Source organism: Streptomyces sp. B15 (assembly GCF_018070605.1).
Classification (GTDB): domain Bacteria; phylum Actinomycetota; class Actinomycetes; order Streptomycetales; family Streptomycetaceae; genus Streptomyces; species Streptomyces smyrnaeus.
In genome coordinates this window covers 1-15,205 of sequence record NZ_JAGPXJ010000129.1, presented here as the reverse complement: position 1 = coordinate 15,205, position 15,205 = coordinate 1, and the positions used below count along the sequence as shown (strand labels likewise).

General features: G+C 69.3%; 12 protein-coding genes and 1 pseudogene. 6 read left to right on the top strand and 7 right to left on the bottom strand.

Annotated elements, in window-relative coordinates; all coding sequences use genetic code 11:
- Window positions 1-1,579, top strand: a 1,579-nt coding sequence (locus KBY19_RS33270) for a xanthine dehydrogenase family protein molybdopterin-binding subunit (protein WP_210967322.1), incomplete at its 5' end; no start/stop codon positions are given.
- Window positions 1,580-1,652: 73 nt separating this feature from the next.
- On the opposite strand, the gene KBY19_RS33265 is transcribed toward KBY19_RS33270, so the two are convergent.
- The 4 genes from KBY19_RS33265 to KBY19_RS33250 form a co-directional block, all read right to left on the bottom strand.
- Window positions 1,653-2,243, bottom strand: a complete 591-nt coding sequence (locus tag KBY19_RS33265) for a hypothetical protein (protein WP_099882974.1) — start codon at window positions 2,241-2,243, stop codon at window positions 1,653-1,655.
- Window positions 2,244-2,257: 14 nt separating this feature from the next.
- On the bottom strand, window positions 2,258-4,609 hold the full coding sequence (locus KBY19_RS33260) for a DUF6571 family protein (RefSeq protein ID WP_210967321.1): 2,352 nt from the start codon (window positions 4,607-4,609) through the stop codon (window positions 2,258-2,260).
- A gap of 13 nt (window positions 4,610-4,622) precedes the next feature.
- Window positions 4,623-5,138: a WXG100 family type VII secretion target gene (locus KBY19_RS33255; RefSeq protein ID WP_099882978.1), complete on the bottom strand. Its 516-nt coding sequence runs from the start codon at window positions 5,136-5,138 to the stop codon at window positions 4,623-4,625.
- Window positions 5,139-5,493: 355 nt separating this feature from the next.
- Window positions 5,494-6,681: an NAD(P)-binding protein gene (locus KBY19_RS33250; RefSeq protein WP_099882980.1), complete on the bottom strand. Its 1,188-nt coding sequence runs from the start codon at window positions 6,679-6,681 to the stop codon at window positions 5,494-5,496.
- Window positions 6,682-6,897: 216 nt separating this feature from the next.
- On the opposite strand from KBY19_RS33250, the gene KBY19_RS33245 reads away from it, so the two are divergent.
- The gene (locus tag KBY19_RS33245; protein ID WP_210967320.1) at window positions 6,898-7,689 is read left to right on the top strand and encodes an Fpg/Nei family DNA glycosylase; all 792 of its coding nucleotides are present in this window, start codon (window positions 6,898-6,900) and stop codon (window positions 7,687-7,689) included.
- 110 nt (window positions 7,690-7,799) lie between these two features.
- Complete coding sequence (locus tag KBY19_RS33240; RefSeq protein WP_210967319.1) at window positions 7,800-8,945, top strand: hypothetical protein; 1,146 nt, start codon at window positions 7,800-7,802, stop codon at window positions 8,943-8,945.
- Window positions 8,946-9,064: 119 nt separating this feature from the next.
- Here the strand turns inward: KBY19_RS33240 and KBY19_RS33235 are convergent.
- Window positions 9,065-9,280: pseudogene (locus KBY19_RS33235) on the bottom strand (DUF72 domain-containing protein); the annotation flags it as partial.
- 257 nt (window positions 9,281-9,537) lie between these two features.
- Complete coding sequence (locus tag KBY19_RS33230; protein ID WP_099882984.1) at window positions 9,538-10,341, bottom strand: hypothetical protein; 804 nt, start codon at window positions 10,339-10,341, stop codon at window positions 9,538-9,540.
- Between the two features lie 391 nt (window positions 10,342-10,732).
- On the opposite strand from KBY19_RS33230, the gene KBY19_RS33225 reads away from it, so the two are divergent.
- Window positions 10,733-11,530, top strand: coding sequence for a hypothetical protein (locus tag KBY19_RS33225; RefSeq protein WP_143674900.1), 798 nt, complete (start codon window positions 10,733-10,735; stop codon window positions 11,528-11,530).
- A 102-nt stretch (window positions 11,531-11,632) separates the two neighbouring features.
- Here KBY19_RS33225 and KBY19_RS33220 read toward each other — a convergent pair whose 3' ends face one another.
- Entirely contained in the window at window positions 11,633-12,265 is a 633-nt protein-coding gene (locus KBY19_RS33220) for a TetR/AcrR family transcriptional regulator (protein WP_099882988.1), read from the bottom strand.
- Window positions 12,266-12,601: 336 nt separating this feature from the next.
- Here KBY19_RS33220 and KBY19_RS33215 point away from each other — a divergent pair, with 336 nt between their 5' ends.
- Together KBY19_RS33215 and KBY19_RS33210 are read left to right on the top strand one after the other, a co-directional pair.
- Window positions 12,602-13,999, top strand: coding sequence for an MFS transporter (locus KBY19_RS33215; RefSeq protein ID WP_099882990.1), 1,398 nt, complete (start codon window positions 12,602-12,604; stop codon window positions 13,997-13,999).
- Window positions 13,996-15,205 (top strand): FAD-dependent monooxygenase (locus KBY19_RS33210; protein WP_210967318.1); only part of this gene is annotated, 1,210 nt, incomplete at its 3' end. The genes KBY19_RS33215 and KBY19_RS33210, both read left to right, overlap by 4 nt.

The following is a 15,205-nucleotide window of genomic DNA, read 5'->3' as shown; positions in this document are numbered from 1 at the left end:
GCACCGTCTCGACCTCACCTACACCCTCAGCCCGCTGCACAACCACCCGATGGAGCCGCACGCCGCCACCGCCGTGTGGGAGGGCGGGCATCTGATCGCCTACGACTCCAGCCAGGGCGCCACCCCGGTGAGCGAGACGCTGGCCACCATGTTCGGCCTCGACCCGAAGCAGATCACCGTCGTCGCCGAGCACGTCGGCGGCGGCTTCGGCTCCAAGGGCACCCCGCGTCCTCCGGTGGTGCTCGCCGCGATGGGCGCCAAACACACCTCACGCCCCGTCAAGGTGGTGCTGCCCCGCCGGGAGCTGCCCTCGGTGGTCGGCCACCGCGCCCCCACCATCCAGCGGCTGCGCATCGGCGCCCGCGACGACGGCACGCTGGCCGCGCTCGGCCACGAGGTGACCACCCACACCTCCACCGTCAAGGAGTTCGTGGAGCAGGCCGCCGTGCCGTCCCGGGTGATGTACGGCGCCGACGGGATCCGCACCGGCCACCGGGTCGTGGCCCTGGACGTCCCCACCCCGTCCTGGATGCGCGCGCCCGGCGACGCGTCCGGCATGTACGCGCTCGAATGCGCCATGGACGAGGTGGCCACCGCGCTCGACCTCGACCCGATCGAGTTGAGGCTGCGCAACATCCCCGAGCGGGAGCCCGACAGCGGCAAGCCGTTCAGCAGCCACCATCTCGCCGACTGCCTGCGCGAAGGAGCTCGCCGCTTCGGCTGGGAGCGCCGCGACCCGCGCCCCGGCACCCGGCGCGACGGCGATCTGCTGCTGGGCACGGGGGTGGCCGCCTCCACCTACCCGGTACTGGTCGCCCCGTCCACGGCGTCCGTCCAGGCGCTGAGGGCCGACGGCTCCGGCCCCGCCTACCACGTACGGGTCAACGCCACCGACATCGGTACCGGAGCGCGTACCGTCCTCGCGCAGATCGCCGCCGACCAGCTCGGCGTCCCGCTGGACGCCGTCCGTATCGATGTCGGCAGCAGCGACCTGCCCACCGCGCCGCTGGCCGGAGGCTCCTCGGGCACCGCCTCCTGGGGCTGGGCCGTCCACAAGGCGTGCCGCGAGCTGCGGGAGTCGGGCGGCAGCATCGTCACCGTGGACACCACCACCGATGTGCAGGCGCAGGAGGAGTACGCGCGGCACGCCTTCGGGGCCGTCTTCGCGGAGGTCTCGGCGGACGCGTTCACCGGCGAGGTACGGGTACGCCGTCTGCTCGGTGTCTTCGCCGCGGGCCGCATCCTCAACGCCCGTACGGCACGCTCCCAGTTCATCGGCGGGATGACGATGGGCCTGGGCATGGCGCTGACCGAGCACAGCTCGCTGGACACGCGGCTCGGCGGTTTCGTCGAGAAGGACCTGGCCGGCTACCACGTCCCCACGCACGCCGACGTCCCCGACATCGACGCGCACTGGATCGAGGAGCACGACCCGCACCTCAACCCGGTCGGCGGCAAGGGCATCGGCGAGATCGGTATCGTCGGCACCCCGGCGGCCATCGCCAACGCCGTCCACCACGCCACCGGCCGGCGCCACCGCGAACTCCCCCTCACCCCCGACCTGCTCGTGCCCCGCTGAGGGGGCCGGGCCGACGGGCCGGGGGCGTTCGCGCCCCGGCCGGGGAGGCCGGTGTCCGAAGCCCGGACTCCGGTCAGCCGTGGTCGTCCGGGGCGGCCGGGGCACCGTTGCAGGCCGCGGCCCGATGGGCCTTGACCGCCTGCTCGACGATCCGCACCATGTCCTGGCGCAACTTCCCGTAGTCCTTCCGCCAGGCCTGTGCCTTGACGTACAGGTTGGTGGCGTTGTCGTCGCCCGTGTTCTTGGTGCAGGGCACGACGACGCCGGCGGCGTCCTGCGAGGACCAGCTCTGCTTGTAACCGGGGATGCTCTTGGTCCGGCCGTGGCCCGGACCCGTGCCCACCCGGTCGAGCTTGTGCACCGAGTTGTGCTGTTCGACGGAGACCCGCAGTACCTGCTTGCCGTCCACGGTGACGCCGCACTGGGTGTTGTAGCTGAGCTCTTCCCTGGTCAGCCGCTTCCAGCGGTCCGTGTGGTGGGACGCGGGAACAACTCGGTCCACCACCGCTTCGGAGGCCCAGCAGGTGGTGCCCCCCGTGATCTCGGAGAACTTCTCGGCGTCCTCGCGGTCCTCCCGTTGGGAGAGCGCGCCGCCCACCGCCCCCGCCGCGGCCAGGGCCACGGCGAGGACGGCGAGCAGGGTGATACGAAGCGGGCGGTTCATGTGTGCGCGTTCCATTATTTCGCTATGGCCATTTGCTTCACTTGCTCGATGGAGGTGAGGAACGGTGCCGTGGACGCGACCCTGCTGTAGCCGTGGGTGAAACCATCCTCGGAGTACAGCTCTGACCAGCTCTTCGAGACATCGATGTCGTACTCCTTCCCGATGGCCTCCAGCATCTTCTCGTTCTGCCGCACGTCGCGCCCGGCCATCTCGTCGTAGATCGCGCCGGCCCTGTCCGCCGCCGGGGCGGACTTGTTGCTGCTCCAGTGCTCGGCGTCGTGATCGTTGAGGGCTGCGCCCTCGGCACCGATGATCAGCGCCGCGGCAGTCGCGGCTCCGACGGGATGCGCGGCGAAGGGCTTCAGGACGCTGGCCCCCGTCACCACGGTGCCGAAAGCGCCGTTGGTCCACAGGCGCTTGCTGAGAGTGCCCTTGTCGTACTGCTGATCCTCTACGACTGCCGGGCCGATGATGGCCTCCTGAGCACCGGCGGCCAGTGTGCCCGCGGTCTCCCCCGAGGTCTTGAGTACCTCGTGCACGAGGTTCTCCGTGGGAGCGTTGTACTTCTGATCCGCGGGGACGTCCCCACCCAGGTGATGGTCGAGCACTTGGGCGGTGTAGAGCTTCTGGCCGGCGGTGACCGCCGCATGGGCGTCCGGGTCCTGTCCGAGTTGCACGAGGAACTTCGTCGCGTCGCGGTGATCGATGTCGGCCGGTTCCCCGGACATGGGGAACAGCTTGTCCGCATCCGAGCCGTCCTTCATGGCTTGGAAGAAGTCCGGCGCGTACTCGGCTGCGGCGTTCCCCAGGCCGTGGCGCATGCCGGGGTGCATCGGCATCTCCGCGTTTCCGTTCTCGTCCATCTCCCCCATGCCCTTGATGAGCTCGGACATCAGGTTCGCCTGGGCGCTGGTGTGCTCAGCCGGGACATGCAACGGTGCGTCCCAGGCATGGCCGGTTGTCGCGGCACCGAGAGCGTGACCCGTCGCCACGTGCCCGCCCTGCCAGCCCTTGTGCTCTCCGGAGTCGGGGATCTCCCCGTCGGGGAACCACTTGCGGTCCCGCAGGACGTAGTCGAGGTTCTCCTTGTCCGAGAAGAAGTCGGTCGAGGCCTCCGCGTTGTGCCCGAGGGCCTCCATGTATCCGGTGAACGGGTCCTTACCCTGGTCGTACTCGGCACCGAAGTTCAGGTAGTTCGGGGGGTTGAGGCCGTAGCTCAGCCACTTGCGCTCGGGGACGGCCTTTTCCTCGTGGGAGTAGGGGCCCGGCGTCATGAACGGCTTCTCGTCGACCTTCTTCAACTCGGCGCCGTAGTCGTTGAGGAAACCGGTGTCCCACTTCCCCGTGCGCATCAGGTTGCTCATGACCTGGAAGCCGTAGGGCGGGGCCGCCCGATAGGTGCCCATGGCCGCGTTGGGAGGCTGGTCGCCCATCCGCTGGTAGCCCAGATCGATGACGTCCTGCTTCCACTTCGTCATGGCCGGGGAGTCGGAGTGGCTGGCCAGGGCCAGAGTGTTGCCGAGGTTGTCCTGGAGGGCGGCGAGCTGCTTGTCCACCCCCTTCGGACGATCCTTCGGGTCCGGCGGCATGGCGTCCTCGTAGTCCGGCTGCGCCGCCTTGTACCAGAGTTCCAGGACGCCCTTCGCACCCTTGCGGGTGGCGAACTCCTCGGCGAAGTAGGTGTTGCCGTCGTTCTTGGCGAGGATGCCGTTGACCTTGGACAGCAGCTTCGGGTCCCGCTTGAAGTCCTCGTCGCCCGCCAGCTTGTAGAGGGCGTCGACGTCCTTCTTGGCCTGCACTTGCGGGGTGTCGGAGTTGAAGCCCTTGCCGTACGGGTCGAAGTTCAGGGCCTTTTTCAGATCCTCGTCGGCCTCGGCCGCCTCGCGCAGGGCCTTGAGGATCCGACTGTTGAGGTCCGCGAGCGTCTCGCGGTACGCCTTGGTGATCCCCGGGCTCTCGTCCTTGGGCGGGTCGACGTAGACGACGCCGTCCTTCTTGTTCAGCTTCAGGTAGTTCTTCGCGCCGGCCGTCGGTTTCTCGTACACGACGTCCTCGACGTCCTTCAGCGCCTTCTTGGCGTCCTCGATGATCTTGAGGCACCGGGACATCTCCTTGCCGAGCCACTCGGCCTGGCCGGCGGCCTCCACCACCTGCTTCTGGACGGCGCTGAAGTGCTTGACCGCCGCCTTGTGGGACTCACCGTGCCAGCCGCTCCGCTCGGTGCTCAGCGGCTTGGCGACCGTGCGGTCGAAGGAGGTGTGGACCTCTTCGAATTCCTTGGGGAGCTTGTCCCACGCCTTCACCGCCGCACGCAAGGCGGTGAGATTGACATGGCGCACCGTCTGATAGTCGAGAGTCTTGGTCATGGCTCAGCTCCCCCTAGGGCTTCGGGCCGGCCGACGGAGGCGTGGTCGGCATCGGAGGGCCGTACACCGGTTGGTCCGGCTGCGGTGGCCTCAGCAGGGGGTACTGATCCTGGAAGAACGGGTGTTGCGGCGTGTCGGACAGCAGCGGCTTCCGGTTCGGGTCCAGGAGGTACTTGAGCGGATTCTCCTTCCGATCCCGCTCCTTGGCGATCTTCTCCACCTGCTCCTTCGTCCAGACGTCCCCCTCCAGCGTCTTCGCGGTGACGTTGCGGAGCCCGGTGGCAGTGTTCTCGTACTGCTTGCGCAGATGCTTCATCTGGCCGCGCCACATCTCCTGGAACGTCTTGAAGGCCTCGTCGCAGGAGAAGCCCTTCATCGACCCCGGAACCTGTTCCATCTCCCGCATGGCGGTGTCGTCCACCTTTTGGAAGGCAGTGCCGACCTTCTCCACCTTTTTGGCGGCTTCGTCGAGCACATGTGGCGTCACCTGAAGCCACTTGCCGTCGCCCTTGTCGCCGGCGCCGTTCAACTGCGTCCTTGCGGACTGCTGGTTCTGTGCCCTTGCGACCAACCCTGCCCATTCTTGCTCGAATGACACGAATCCCCGCTTTCGTCGGTGAACATCGCCGACCCTCTTGTGAACTTACAAGAGAAGCTGACGTAAGTCTCCCAAGAAGTGGTGAAGAGCGAAGCGTTGAGCGGTGACGGTATGTCACCGTACGGATACAGGACGTCATGTGCCCGTGCTGTGAACGATGTTGAGAAGGGTGCCGTGAACGGTGCAAGTGTCGTGGGTGCCGGGGGCGTTGCGAGTGTCGCGGGTGCCGGGGGCGCCGCGCTGGAGGGGGCCGGCGGCCCCACCGGACCACGGGACCACCGGACCATCACCGGATCCGCGACTCGACGCGGATGGAGCGGGGCTCTCCGAGCGCCAGCCGCACCGCCTCGATCGCGCTGGCGAACGAGACCTCGCTCAGCACGCCCGGCGCCGCCACCTGGTCGCCGACCAGATAGCGGCCCTCCCCCTGGTCCACGGCGGGGCGGTCGCGCCAGCTGGTGCCGGGAACGTCCACCGCGCCCGTCCGGCCGTCCGCCGTCGCCTCCGTACGCCGTACGACCCGCTCCCGCCACCCCGGAAAGCCCAGGTCGAGCAGGCGTTCCCCGCGAGCGAGCCCGGCTTCCCGCGGCTCGTTCGGGGCCAGCGGGAACTGGGCCTGGACCAGCGACTGCCCGGCCGGTGCCAGCGAGGCGTCGGACGCCGTGAACCGTTCGACCCACCCCGGCGCGTCCAGGTCCGAGACGACGAAGGCGTCCCCCCTGCGGGCTTCCAGAGCCAGGTCCAGCAGCGCCGTGCGCCCGCTCGGCCAGGTCAGCCCGGGGCCGTCCAGCAGCCCACGGGCCGCCGCCAGCGAGGTGGCCACCACGACAGGGCCGCGCCGGCCCGCCTCCCCCAGCGCGGAGGCATCCACGCGCGCTCCCAGCTCGAGGCATACGCCCAGCTCACGCGCCCGCCCGGCCATCCGCTCCACCAAGCCGGCCCAGCCGCCGCGCGGATAGTGCGCCTCGGGTGGCAACTTCGAGGCCCGCCGCATCCGCTCGTGCGTGAACGCGGCCGACAGCTCGCCCGGCGCGTGGTGAAAGGTGGCGACCGCCGCGAAGTACGCCGCCGCCCGCGCCGTCTCCTCCCCCACCTGCTCGGCCGCCCACTCCAGATAGGGCACCCCGACCGGGGCACCGCGCCTGCGCCGCAGCCGCAGCAACCCGGCCGGCGGAGTGCGGCGCAGGACACCCTGCTGGTGGTAGCGCACCCGCAGCCCCTCCCTGACCGGTACCCGGGCCATCGGGGGCAACAGCCCGCGCGCCTTGAGCCAGCGCCAGTGCGGGCCGCCGTTGTAGAGCGCGTGCGGTCCCTCGTTGGTGCGGTACGGCCCCTCCGCCGTGCGCGCCCGCCCGCCGAGCGTGCCGCGCGCCTCGTACAGCGTGACCTGCGCGCCGGCCTCCGCCGCGGCCAGCGCGGCGGTCAGCCCGCCGAAGCCGCCGCCGACGACGGTGAGGTGAGTGGCGTGCGCCATGGTGCCTCCTTCTGCTCGCTGTCCTGCGCTGCCTCGCTGTGTCCAGGACGGATGGCGGACCGCGCGATGTGACATCGCCGGTGGCGAGGCGCCACGTCGTCGCTGTCGCTGTCGCTGTCGCTGCCGCCGTCGCCGTCGCCGTCACCGGTGCGGCCCTCGCCCGCATGCGGCCGCTGCCGACCGCCCCTACGCTCGGAAGGAGGAGGTGCGGCGAGCATGCCCGAACTCCCCGACGTAGAAGGCTTCCGTCGGGTCCTCGCCGACTGTGCGCAGGGCCGGACCATCCAGCGGGTCGAGGTCCGCGACGCGGGCGTCCTGCACGGCATCGGCGCGCGGCGGCTCAGCCGCGACCTGGAGGGCCGGAAGTTCACCGAACCGGAACGGCACGGCAAGTGGCTCCTGGCCCACACCGGCGGGCCGACCCTCCTGCTGCACTTCGGCATGACCGGACGCCTGGTGTGCGCAGCCGTCGGCGACGAGCCGCACCGCCACGACCGGGTGCTGTTCACCCTCGGCGGTGGCCGCCAGCTCCGCTACCGTGACCAGCGCAAACTCAAAGGCCTCTGGCTCGCCGACGACCCCGAGGCCGCCCGTCGCCTCGACGACCAGGGCCCCGACGCGCTGACCGTCTCCCGCACCGACTTCGACGCCGCCCTCACCGCCCGCCGCGGCCGCCTCAAGGCCGCCCTCACCGACCAGTCGCTGCTGGCCGGGCTGGGCAACCTGCTGGCCGACGAGATCCTGTGGCAGTCCCGGCTGCATCCCTCCCGTGCCACCGGCTCCCTCACCGACGACGAGCGGGCCACCTTGCACCGGACCATGCGCCGCGTACTGCGCACCTCCGTACGCGCCGAGCACGTCCCGCCGCGCGACAACTGGCTGACCGGCCACCGGGACGCCCCGGGTGGAGCACCGTGCCCGCGCTGCGACACCCGGCTGTGCTCGTCCCGCATCGCCGGCCGCACCACCGTGTGGTGCCCGCGCTGCCAACCCGAGCCGAAATCGTAGGAGTCCGGGGCGGCGCGCTCGACGGAATCAGCGCCCCGGAAGCGAACCGACACCGTGAATGAGTGGTGGGGAGCCCTGCCCGCATCCCCCCCCCTCGCCCCATTTCCTGGGTGTCGAAAGGTGTCGGACCCCGAATGGCCGTAAGAATCGACGCCATGAGAAACGACAGCGATCCCGGGCCGGAAGAGAACGCCGATACGCTCTCGGAAACAGAACATGGTCCATGGGAACTCCGTCAGGTACTTCTTGCCCGCACAAATGAACTGCAAGCACTCCTGGAAGACCGATGCCGTACACACGGCGAGGACCGGAAAGACCTGCTGGAAAAGGCGAAGAGTGAGCTGAGCAGCGCCCGCAGCGTACTGTCCCATACGCACCGGAGAAAAAGATCGGCCTCGCACATCGCGGTGGGCCAGATCCACGTCGACACCGCGCACAATCTCCTGCTGCGTCTTTCCGACCCGAAAGAGATCGTGCCGATGCTGCCGGGTGTGGTGGCCTCGGTGAGGGAGGCCCTGGACGCCGAGGACCCTCGCCGCATCGCGGTGGAGAGAATCTCCAGAGCACCAGAGGCCATCACCGCGTCCGCCCGCGAATCGCTTCTGGACGCCGTCAGCGTGGCCCGGCAGGTACGCATTCAAAAGACCCTCCGCGTACGCAGCTTCGTCACCATCGTGCGCTGGGTCGCGGGATGCCTCGCGGTCGGAGCGGCGACCGTCGCCCTCCTGGGGTGGTTCTTCAGCGACACCGTACCGCTGTGCTTCTCTCCCGACCGGGTTTCCGGCGCCGACGCGTACCACGTCGTCTGCCCGGTGCGATCGGACCCGGACGCGGCGTCGAAAGACCTCGATGTAAGCCTCGCGGCAACAACCGCGCCGGCGGACTATGTGGTCGTCGAATTCGTCGGCCTGGTGGCTGCCGGAATCGCCGCAGCCGCCACCATCAGGCGTATCGGCGGAACCGCCGAACCGTACAACGTGCCTTTCGCCCTCGCCCTGCTCAAGCTCCCCATGGGCGCACTGACCGCGGTACTCGGCCTGCTGCTGATGCGCGGAGGATTCGTGCCCGGACTGACCGCACTCGACTCCTCGGCGCAGATCATCTCCTGGGCCATCATCTTCGGCTACTCCCAGCAGATCTTCACCAGACTCGTCGACACCCAGGCCAAGAACGTGCTGGCCTCCGCCGGCGGCTCCGGCGCCGCGGGCGGCAGCACCGCGTCCCGCCCCCCGAAACCCCTCACCCGCCCCGAGTGACACCGTTCGGACGAGCGCCGCGCGGGGGTACCGTCCCGACGCCTACGGGGCACCGTCCCGACCGGACCGTCCCCCGACCGGGTTACGGGCCAGGCCCGGCCCGAGAGCGGACATCGGCGTCAGGCCGTGTCCCGCACGCAGGAGCGCGGGGCGACCGAGTCACCGAGCAGCCGCTTCATGGACTCGGCGGCCCGTACCGCCGCGTCACCGCAGCAGTTGTTGAACAGCACGTGCAACTGCTCCACCCGCTCGGCGAGAGCGCGCAACCGGGGCAGCCACTCCGCGAGTTCGCCGTCGCCGTACACGTACCGGAACCGGTCCTCCTTGCTCCCGCTCGGCATAGTGCCGCAACCGCCCCTCGGCATCCCGCCGCCCGACCGGATACCAACCGCTGCGGACCAGCGCCGGGTCGGTCCACGCGCACGTGCCCACGAGGATGTCGCCCATGAAGCCCGGTTACCCGCCCCGCCCTCGACCAGACCGACGGATCGTCGCCGGCGCGGGGCCCGCCGGGGCAACCAAGAGGCGCCCACCCACCAGGAGGTGTCCACCAAAGAGGCCCCGGTGCCGCAGCGGTACGGGGGCGGCCGGGTCAGCCGAGCTTGGCCTCCTGCGCGTCGATGACAGCGGTCGGCTGCTTGTAGGCCTCACCCCGGGTGACGGCGGCGATGTTGAAGGACGAGAACCCGGCGAGCGTGGTGCCCTTCCGGAAGACGACGACCTTGGTGTCGGCGGACGTTCCGTCCTGCTTCGTCCCGACCGTCCAGGCGACGGCCTCGTCCCCGGCGGAGAGCTTCTCCTCGGTGACCTTGGTGACCTGCTGCTTGTCCCCGTCGAGCGTCATGGCGAAGCCCCCGGCGCACTTCTTGCCCGCCTCGCGCAGTGTCGCGAGGGTTCGCTGTGCACCGTCGGCGTCGTAGGACCACAGGGAGGTCTGCGTCTTGGTGATGTCGAGCGAGTCGATCGTCGCCTGCTTGGCCTCCTCCTCCGTCATCTCCCCGAGCTCTTCCGTGGACGGCATGTCCTTCTTGGCCGCATCGCCCTTGTGGACGACCAGCCGCTGGGCGCTCGCCGCGGGCTTGGCCGCGGGCAGCGCCGACAGCACCTGGGCGACGGGCTTGCACTCGGCCTTTTGGACGGAGACGGCGTCGGCCGCGAACACCTCGTCCTTCCCCGGCTTCGTGATCTCATGGCCCTCGACGTCGCCCTTGGTGACCACGAGCTTCTCCAACTCGGCGGCGGTGAGAGCCTTCGCCGCCGGCTTCTCGGACTTGCCGCCGCCCTTCGCCTTCTTGTCCTCACCGCCCTCCTCGCCGCCACCGCAGGCGGTGACCAAAAGCGCGAAAGAGACCGCGGAAGCGGTCAGAACGGTACGACGTATGGCAGCGACTCGCACTGTGCATCTCCCTGTACTCAACGCCCTGCGCCCGGGTGCGGCACAGAGTTCACGCAAGCAAGACCACCGTGACCTGGCCAGGGTTGTACGCGGGGGCCACCAGGGTTGTACGCAGGGGCCCTCTGCATACGGCTTCTGTCACAGACCCCCACGAACCGGATTCCAACCTGTGCTTCCGCGAACCCGGCCAGGCGGTGAGTAGTCGCGGACAGCCAAGCGGCACTCACACTCCGCACACTCCGTGTCGATCACGATCAGCCTCGTCCGCCACCGACCCGGGCTCCTCGCGCCGAAGGGTTCTCCTCTCGCTGACCGGGCAGGTTCACTCCGGGCTGACGCCTGTACTCGAGGAGAGCGGGAGTGTGGTGTTCCGGTGTGGCGGCTGGGTGCGGTGGCAGCACTGTTGTGCTGCATCACTGTTGTCTTCCTGTTCAACTGGGAGCAACAGATCGCTGAACACTTCTCCGAGTGGCTCTGGAAGGAAATCGACAGCAGGATCCCGGGCGAACGTGAGATGTCAGACGATTTCGCTGCTGCCACTTCAGCGCTTCTTGCCGCGGTCCTCGTCGTCGCGGTTGTGGAGATCCGTACTCTGTACGCACGGAGTGCCGAGGCCGAAGCCCAGGTGCGACAGACGCTGATCGAAGACTCACGCAGGAGGGTCTCTCTCGGCAGGGAGCACATTGAACGCCTACGCCGAGCAGGCCCTCCCACGAGTGACGAAGCTTTGCACGCACAGTGGCAAGCGGCGCTCGACGTGGACCTGGACTCGCTTCTGACGCGAGGCCTCTTTTCCCAGTGGCTCAGTAGCCTTCGGCACTGGCGCCTCAAGCTCTGTTCCGCTTTCTGGTTCGTGTTCGCTTTCCTGATCGCCGGCTGCGAGGTGGCAATTGTCGACTGGCTTTCGCTGCCTGGAGATCCGCAACGCGAGAAGCTGGCGAAGCTGATCGAAGCCTGCTGCTACGTCGCTGTTCTCGGTATTGTCGTCACCTCCGTCGTCGCGTTCGCGCACTACCGCGACGTGCGGAGGTTCGTGAACTACTTCGATCGACGCAAGAACGAATTGTCCGCCGTGGAACAAGAGTTGCGTACCGTTCGGGAGGAGAGGGAACAACTCCTCGCCGAGCACTGGCAGACCTACGCGGCAAGAGGAACCGGGGACGGCGCCGGGGACGGCGAATCCCCCTGAGGACCCTCCTCCCGGGGCCGACATGGTGAGCCGTCACCAGGCCACACCTACGCCCGTCCGCCCGACCGGGCCGATCCAGCGCCGTCGGCCCGACCGCCCATGTCACCTGGTTCGGTACGCCCGGAGAAAGGTCCGCACGCCCTCGACGACGAGTGGCCGGACGCGGGCGTCCTCCGCGGCGTTCGCGGAACCGAGCCTGTCCAGGGCGACGCCGAAGGTCAGCGCGATGAACTGGTCGGCCGCGAGCCGGGGGTCGGGAACGTCGAGCAGCCCGGCTGCGGCGAAGGCGGCGAACTGCTCGGCAAGCGCCTCGTCCGGGGTGTCGGCCATGGAGTTGTAGCCGCGGTGCGGCAGGTGGCGGGATTCCGCCCGGACCAGTCGTTGCAGCGTCGCGTACTCCGCCGAGCCGAGCATGTCGGTCGCGATCCGCATCGAGAACGTGACCAGGGCGTCCTCAAGTTCGGCGTCCTCGGTGATGCCGGTGAGGGTGTCGTCGAGGGTGCGCCGGATGGTGGTGATCATCGACTGGCCGACGGCGTCGACGACTGCTTGCAGCAGCGTCTGCTTGTCGCCGAAGTAGTCGTAGACCGTCCGCTTGGACACCTCGGCACGGGCGGCGACCGCGTCGACGCTGGACCGGTCGAAGCCGTCGGCGAGGAACAGTTCCCGGGCCGCCGAGAGGATGGCGGCCCGCTTCCGCGCGGAGCCCTCGCGCAGTGTCTTCGTGGTCGGCATGGGCTCATCGTAGCGGTTCTACACTGCACTGTGTAGTGTAGAACCGCCACGGCGGGGCGTACTCGTACACCCGTTCCGCCCGGCGGAGCCGTGCATGCGCCACTCGGGTGCTGCCTCCCCGGGCTCATCACGCCGGACGGCCGTGGACCCGTCCGCACTACACCTCGTACACCGCGCCCCGCGTGAAGGCCGCTGGGCCCACTGCGTCGCCGTGTCCGCTGCGTCGCTGGCCGCCGTACGTGCCGTGTCTGCCGTGTCCGCGCGGGGGCCGGCAAGGCGGCAGCGCTGCGCGTACGACCGACCTCTGCTCGCCCGGCACTGACGGAAAGGACATCCATGACCACGACCCTGGCTCCCCCGGTCCACATGAGGAAGGCTGCTGTCTGGGCTCTCGGCATGCTGGCGATCTCCACCGGAGCCCTGGAGTCGGTGGTGGCGCCGACGCTTCCGCTCCTGCAACGCGAACTGGACATAAGTCCGTCCGCAGGGGCGCTCCTCAACATCGTGCTCGCCATCACCGGCGCGCTCGTCACACCGCTCGCCGGCAAGCTCGGCGACCGCTACGGCGGAAAACGAGTCCTGATCAGGCTGATGGCGGTGGTCTCGGCCGGTGGCCTGGTGTCGGCGCTGGCGCCCAACCTGCCCGTGCTGCTGCTCGGCCAGGTATTACAGGGCGCGATGATCGGCGCCCTGCCCCTGTCGTTCATCGTGGTGCGCAAACACCTTCCCGCGGGAGAGTCGAAGGTGGCCATCGGGCTGGTCAGCGGGATGTTCGTGGGGGGCTCGATGGTGGGCCTGCTGTCGGCCGGGCCCGTGGCGGAAGCGCTCTCCCGACACTGGATGTTCGCACTGCCGACGTTCGCCATCATCGGGTTCACCCTGCTGGTGAACAGGCTGATGCCGGCTGACCCGCCGGGCCGGTCGGACGACGCCCGGATCGACTGGCCGGGCATGCTCCTCCTGAGCGGGGTACTGGTCACGCTCATGCTCGTGTTCGCGATGGCGCCCGAGGCCGGCTCGCACCCGCTCGTGCTCGGCGCCCTCATCGTGGTGCTGGCCGCCTTCGTGACCGGATGGGTGGCCGTCGAGCGTCGTGCGGCCGCGCCGATGATCGATCTGCGCATGTTGGCGCGGCCCGTGATCTGGAAGTCGTGCGTGCTGACGTTCGTGATATGCCTCGGCACCGCGATGGGGGTCTTTCTCGTTCCGCAGCTGCTCGACGTGTCCGGCGACGGCTACGGTTTCGGGGCCGGCGCCACCGAGATCGGCTTCATCCTCCTGCCCGGCGCAGTGGTCGCGACGCTGGCCGGGCCGGCAGGTGGGCTCGGGGAGCGGCGCTTCGGCCCGCGTGCCGTGGTCACTGCCGCGGTCGTCATCATGGCCACCGCTCTGCTCGCCCTGTCAGTCGCACACACCGAGGTCTGGCACATCGTCGTCGGCAAGGCGCTGATCGCGCTGGCCAACGGACTGTGCGTCACCGCCATGGTCACCAGCATCGCCTCTTCCGTCGATGAAGGTGACACCGGCATCGCCACCAGCCTGATCCTGGTGACTCGCGTGTTGGGCTCCGCCGTCGGCGGGATGCTCGGTGGCGTGCTCCTCACCTCCGGAACCCCTTCCGGATCGGACGTCCCGGCCGAATCGGCCTTCGTCACGGGCTTCCTCATCGCCGGCGTCGTCGCGGCGCTGTCCCTGCTGGTCGCCCGGACCATGAGCAAAGGAGCCAAGCAATGACCCGAACCGATCGGTCGAGGGACATCCGTACCACTCGGAGGCGCACCGCCCTGATATCCGGGGCCAGCATCGCGGGACCCGCCCTCGCGTTCTGGCTGAACCGTCACGGGTTCGCGGTCACGGTGGTCGAGAAGGCGAGCACCCTGCGCCGCGGTGGTTACCCCATCGATGTGCGCGGCACCGCACTCGAGGTCGTACGGAGGATGGGGATCCTCCCGCGGTTGCGGGAGGCACACGTCGACCTGCGCCGGCTGACCTTCCTCCACGAGGACGGCAGCCAGGTGGCCTCGATCAGCCCGCACACCGTCACCGGCGGCGTCGCGGGACAGGACCTGGAGGTGCGGCGCGGGGATCTGACCGACGCGCTCTACGCGGCGGTCCATGACGACGTGGAGTTCTTGTTCAACGACTCCATCGACAGCCTCGACCAGTCCGGCCACGGGATCGACGTCACCTTCCGCGGGGGCAGCAGGCGTACGTTCGACATGGTGGTCGGTGCCGACGGGGTGCACTCACGTACCCGGGAGCTCCTGTTCGGCCCCGAAGAGCAGTTCCACCGGTACCTCGGCTACTGCTTCGCCGTGTTCACCATGCGCAACACCTTCGGGCTCTCCCACGAGACCGTGATGTGGAACGCCCCGGGCAAAGCCGCGGCACTCTACGCCGTGGGAGACAGCGACGAAGTACACGCCTTCCTCAACTTCGCCCACCCACAACCACCGTTCCACGCGTTCCGGGACCCGCAAGCCCAACGGGACCTGGTCGCCGCGGTCTTCGCCGACGCGGGATGGGAGGTCCCCGGCATCCTCGCCGCCCTGCGCGAAGCGGACGACGTGTTCTTCGACGGCGTCAGCCAGATCCGGATGCCCCGGTGGTCCAGCGGCAAGGTCGCGCTGGTGGGCGACGCCGCGTACGCGCCCTCGTTCCTCACCGGGCAGGGCTCGAGCCTCGCGCTCGTCGGCGCGTACATGCTCGCCGCTTCCCTCGCCGACCGGGACCACGCCGCAGGCTTCGCCGCCTACGAACACGACACCCGGGAATTCGTGACCGTGAACCAGGACCAGGTCGGCAAGGGCGACGCCACACTCTTCCCCACCACCGCACGGGCCCTGCAGCAGCGCAACGACATGCTGCGCAACCTCAGCGCCATGCCCCCCGCCGAGCCACGACCGGCCCATTCAGCCCTCACCCTCCCCACCCCCACCC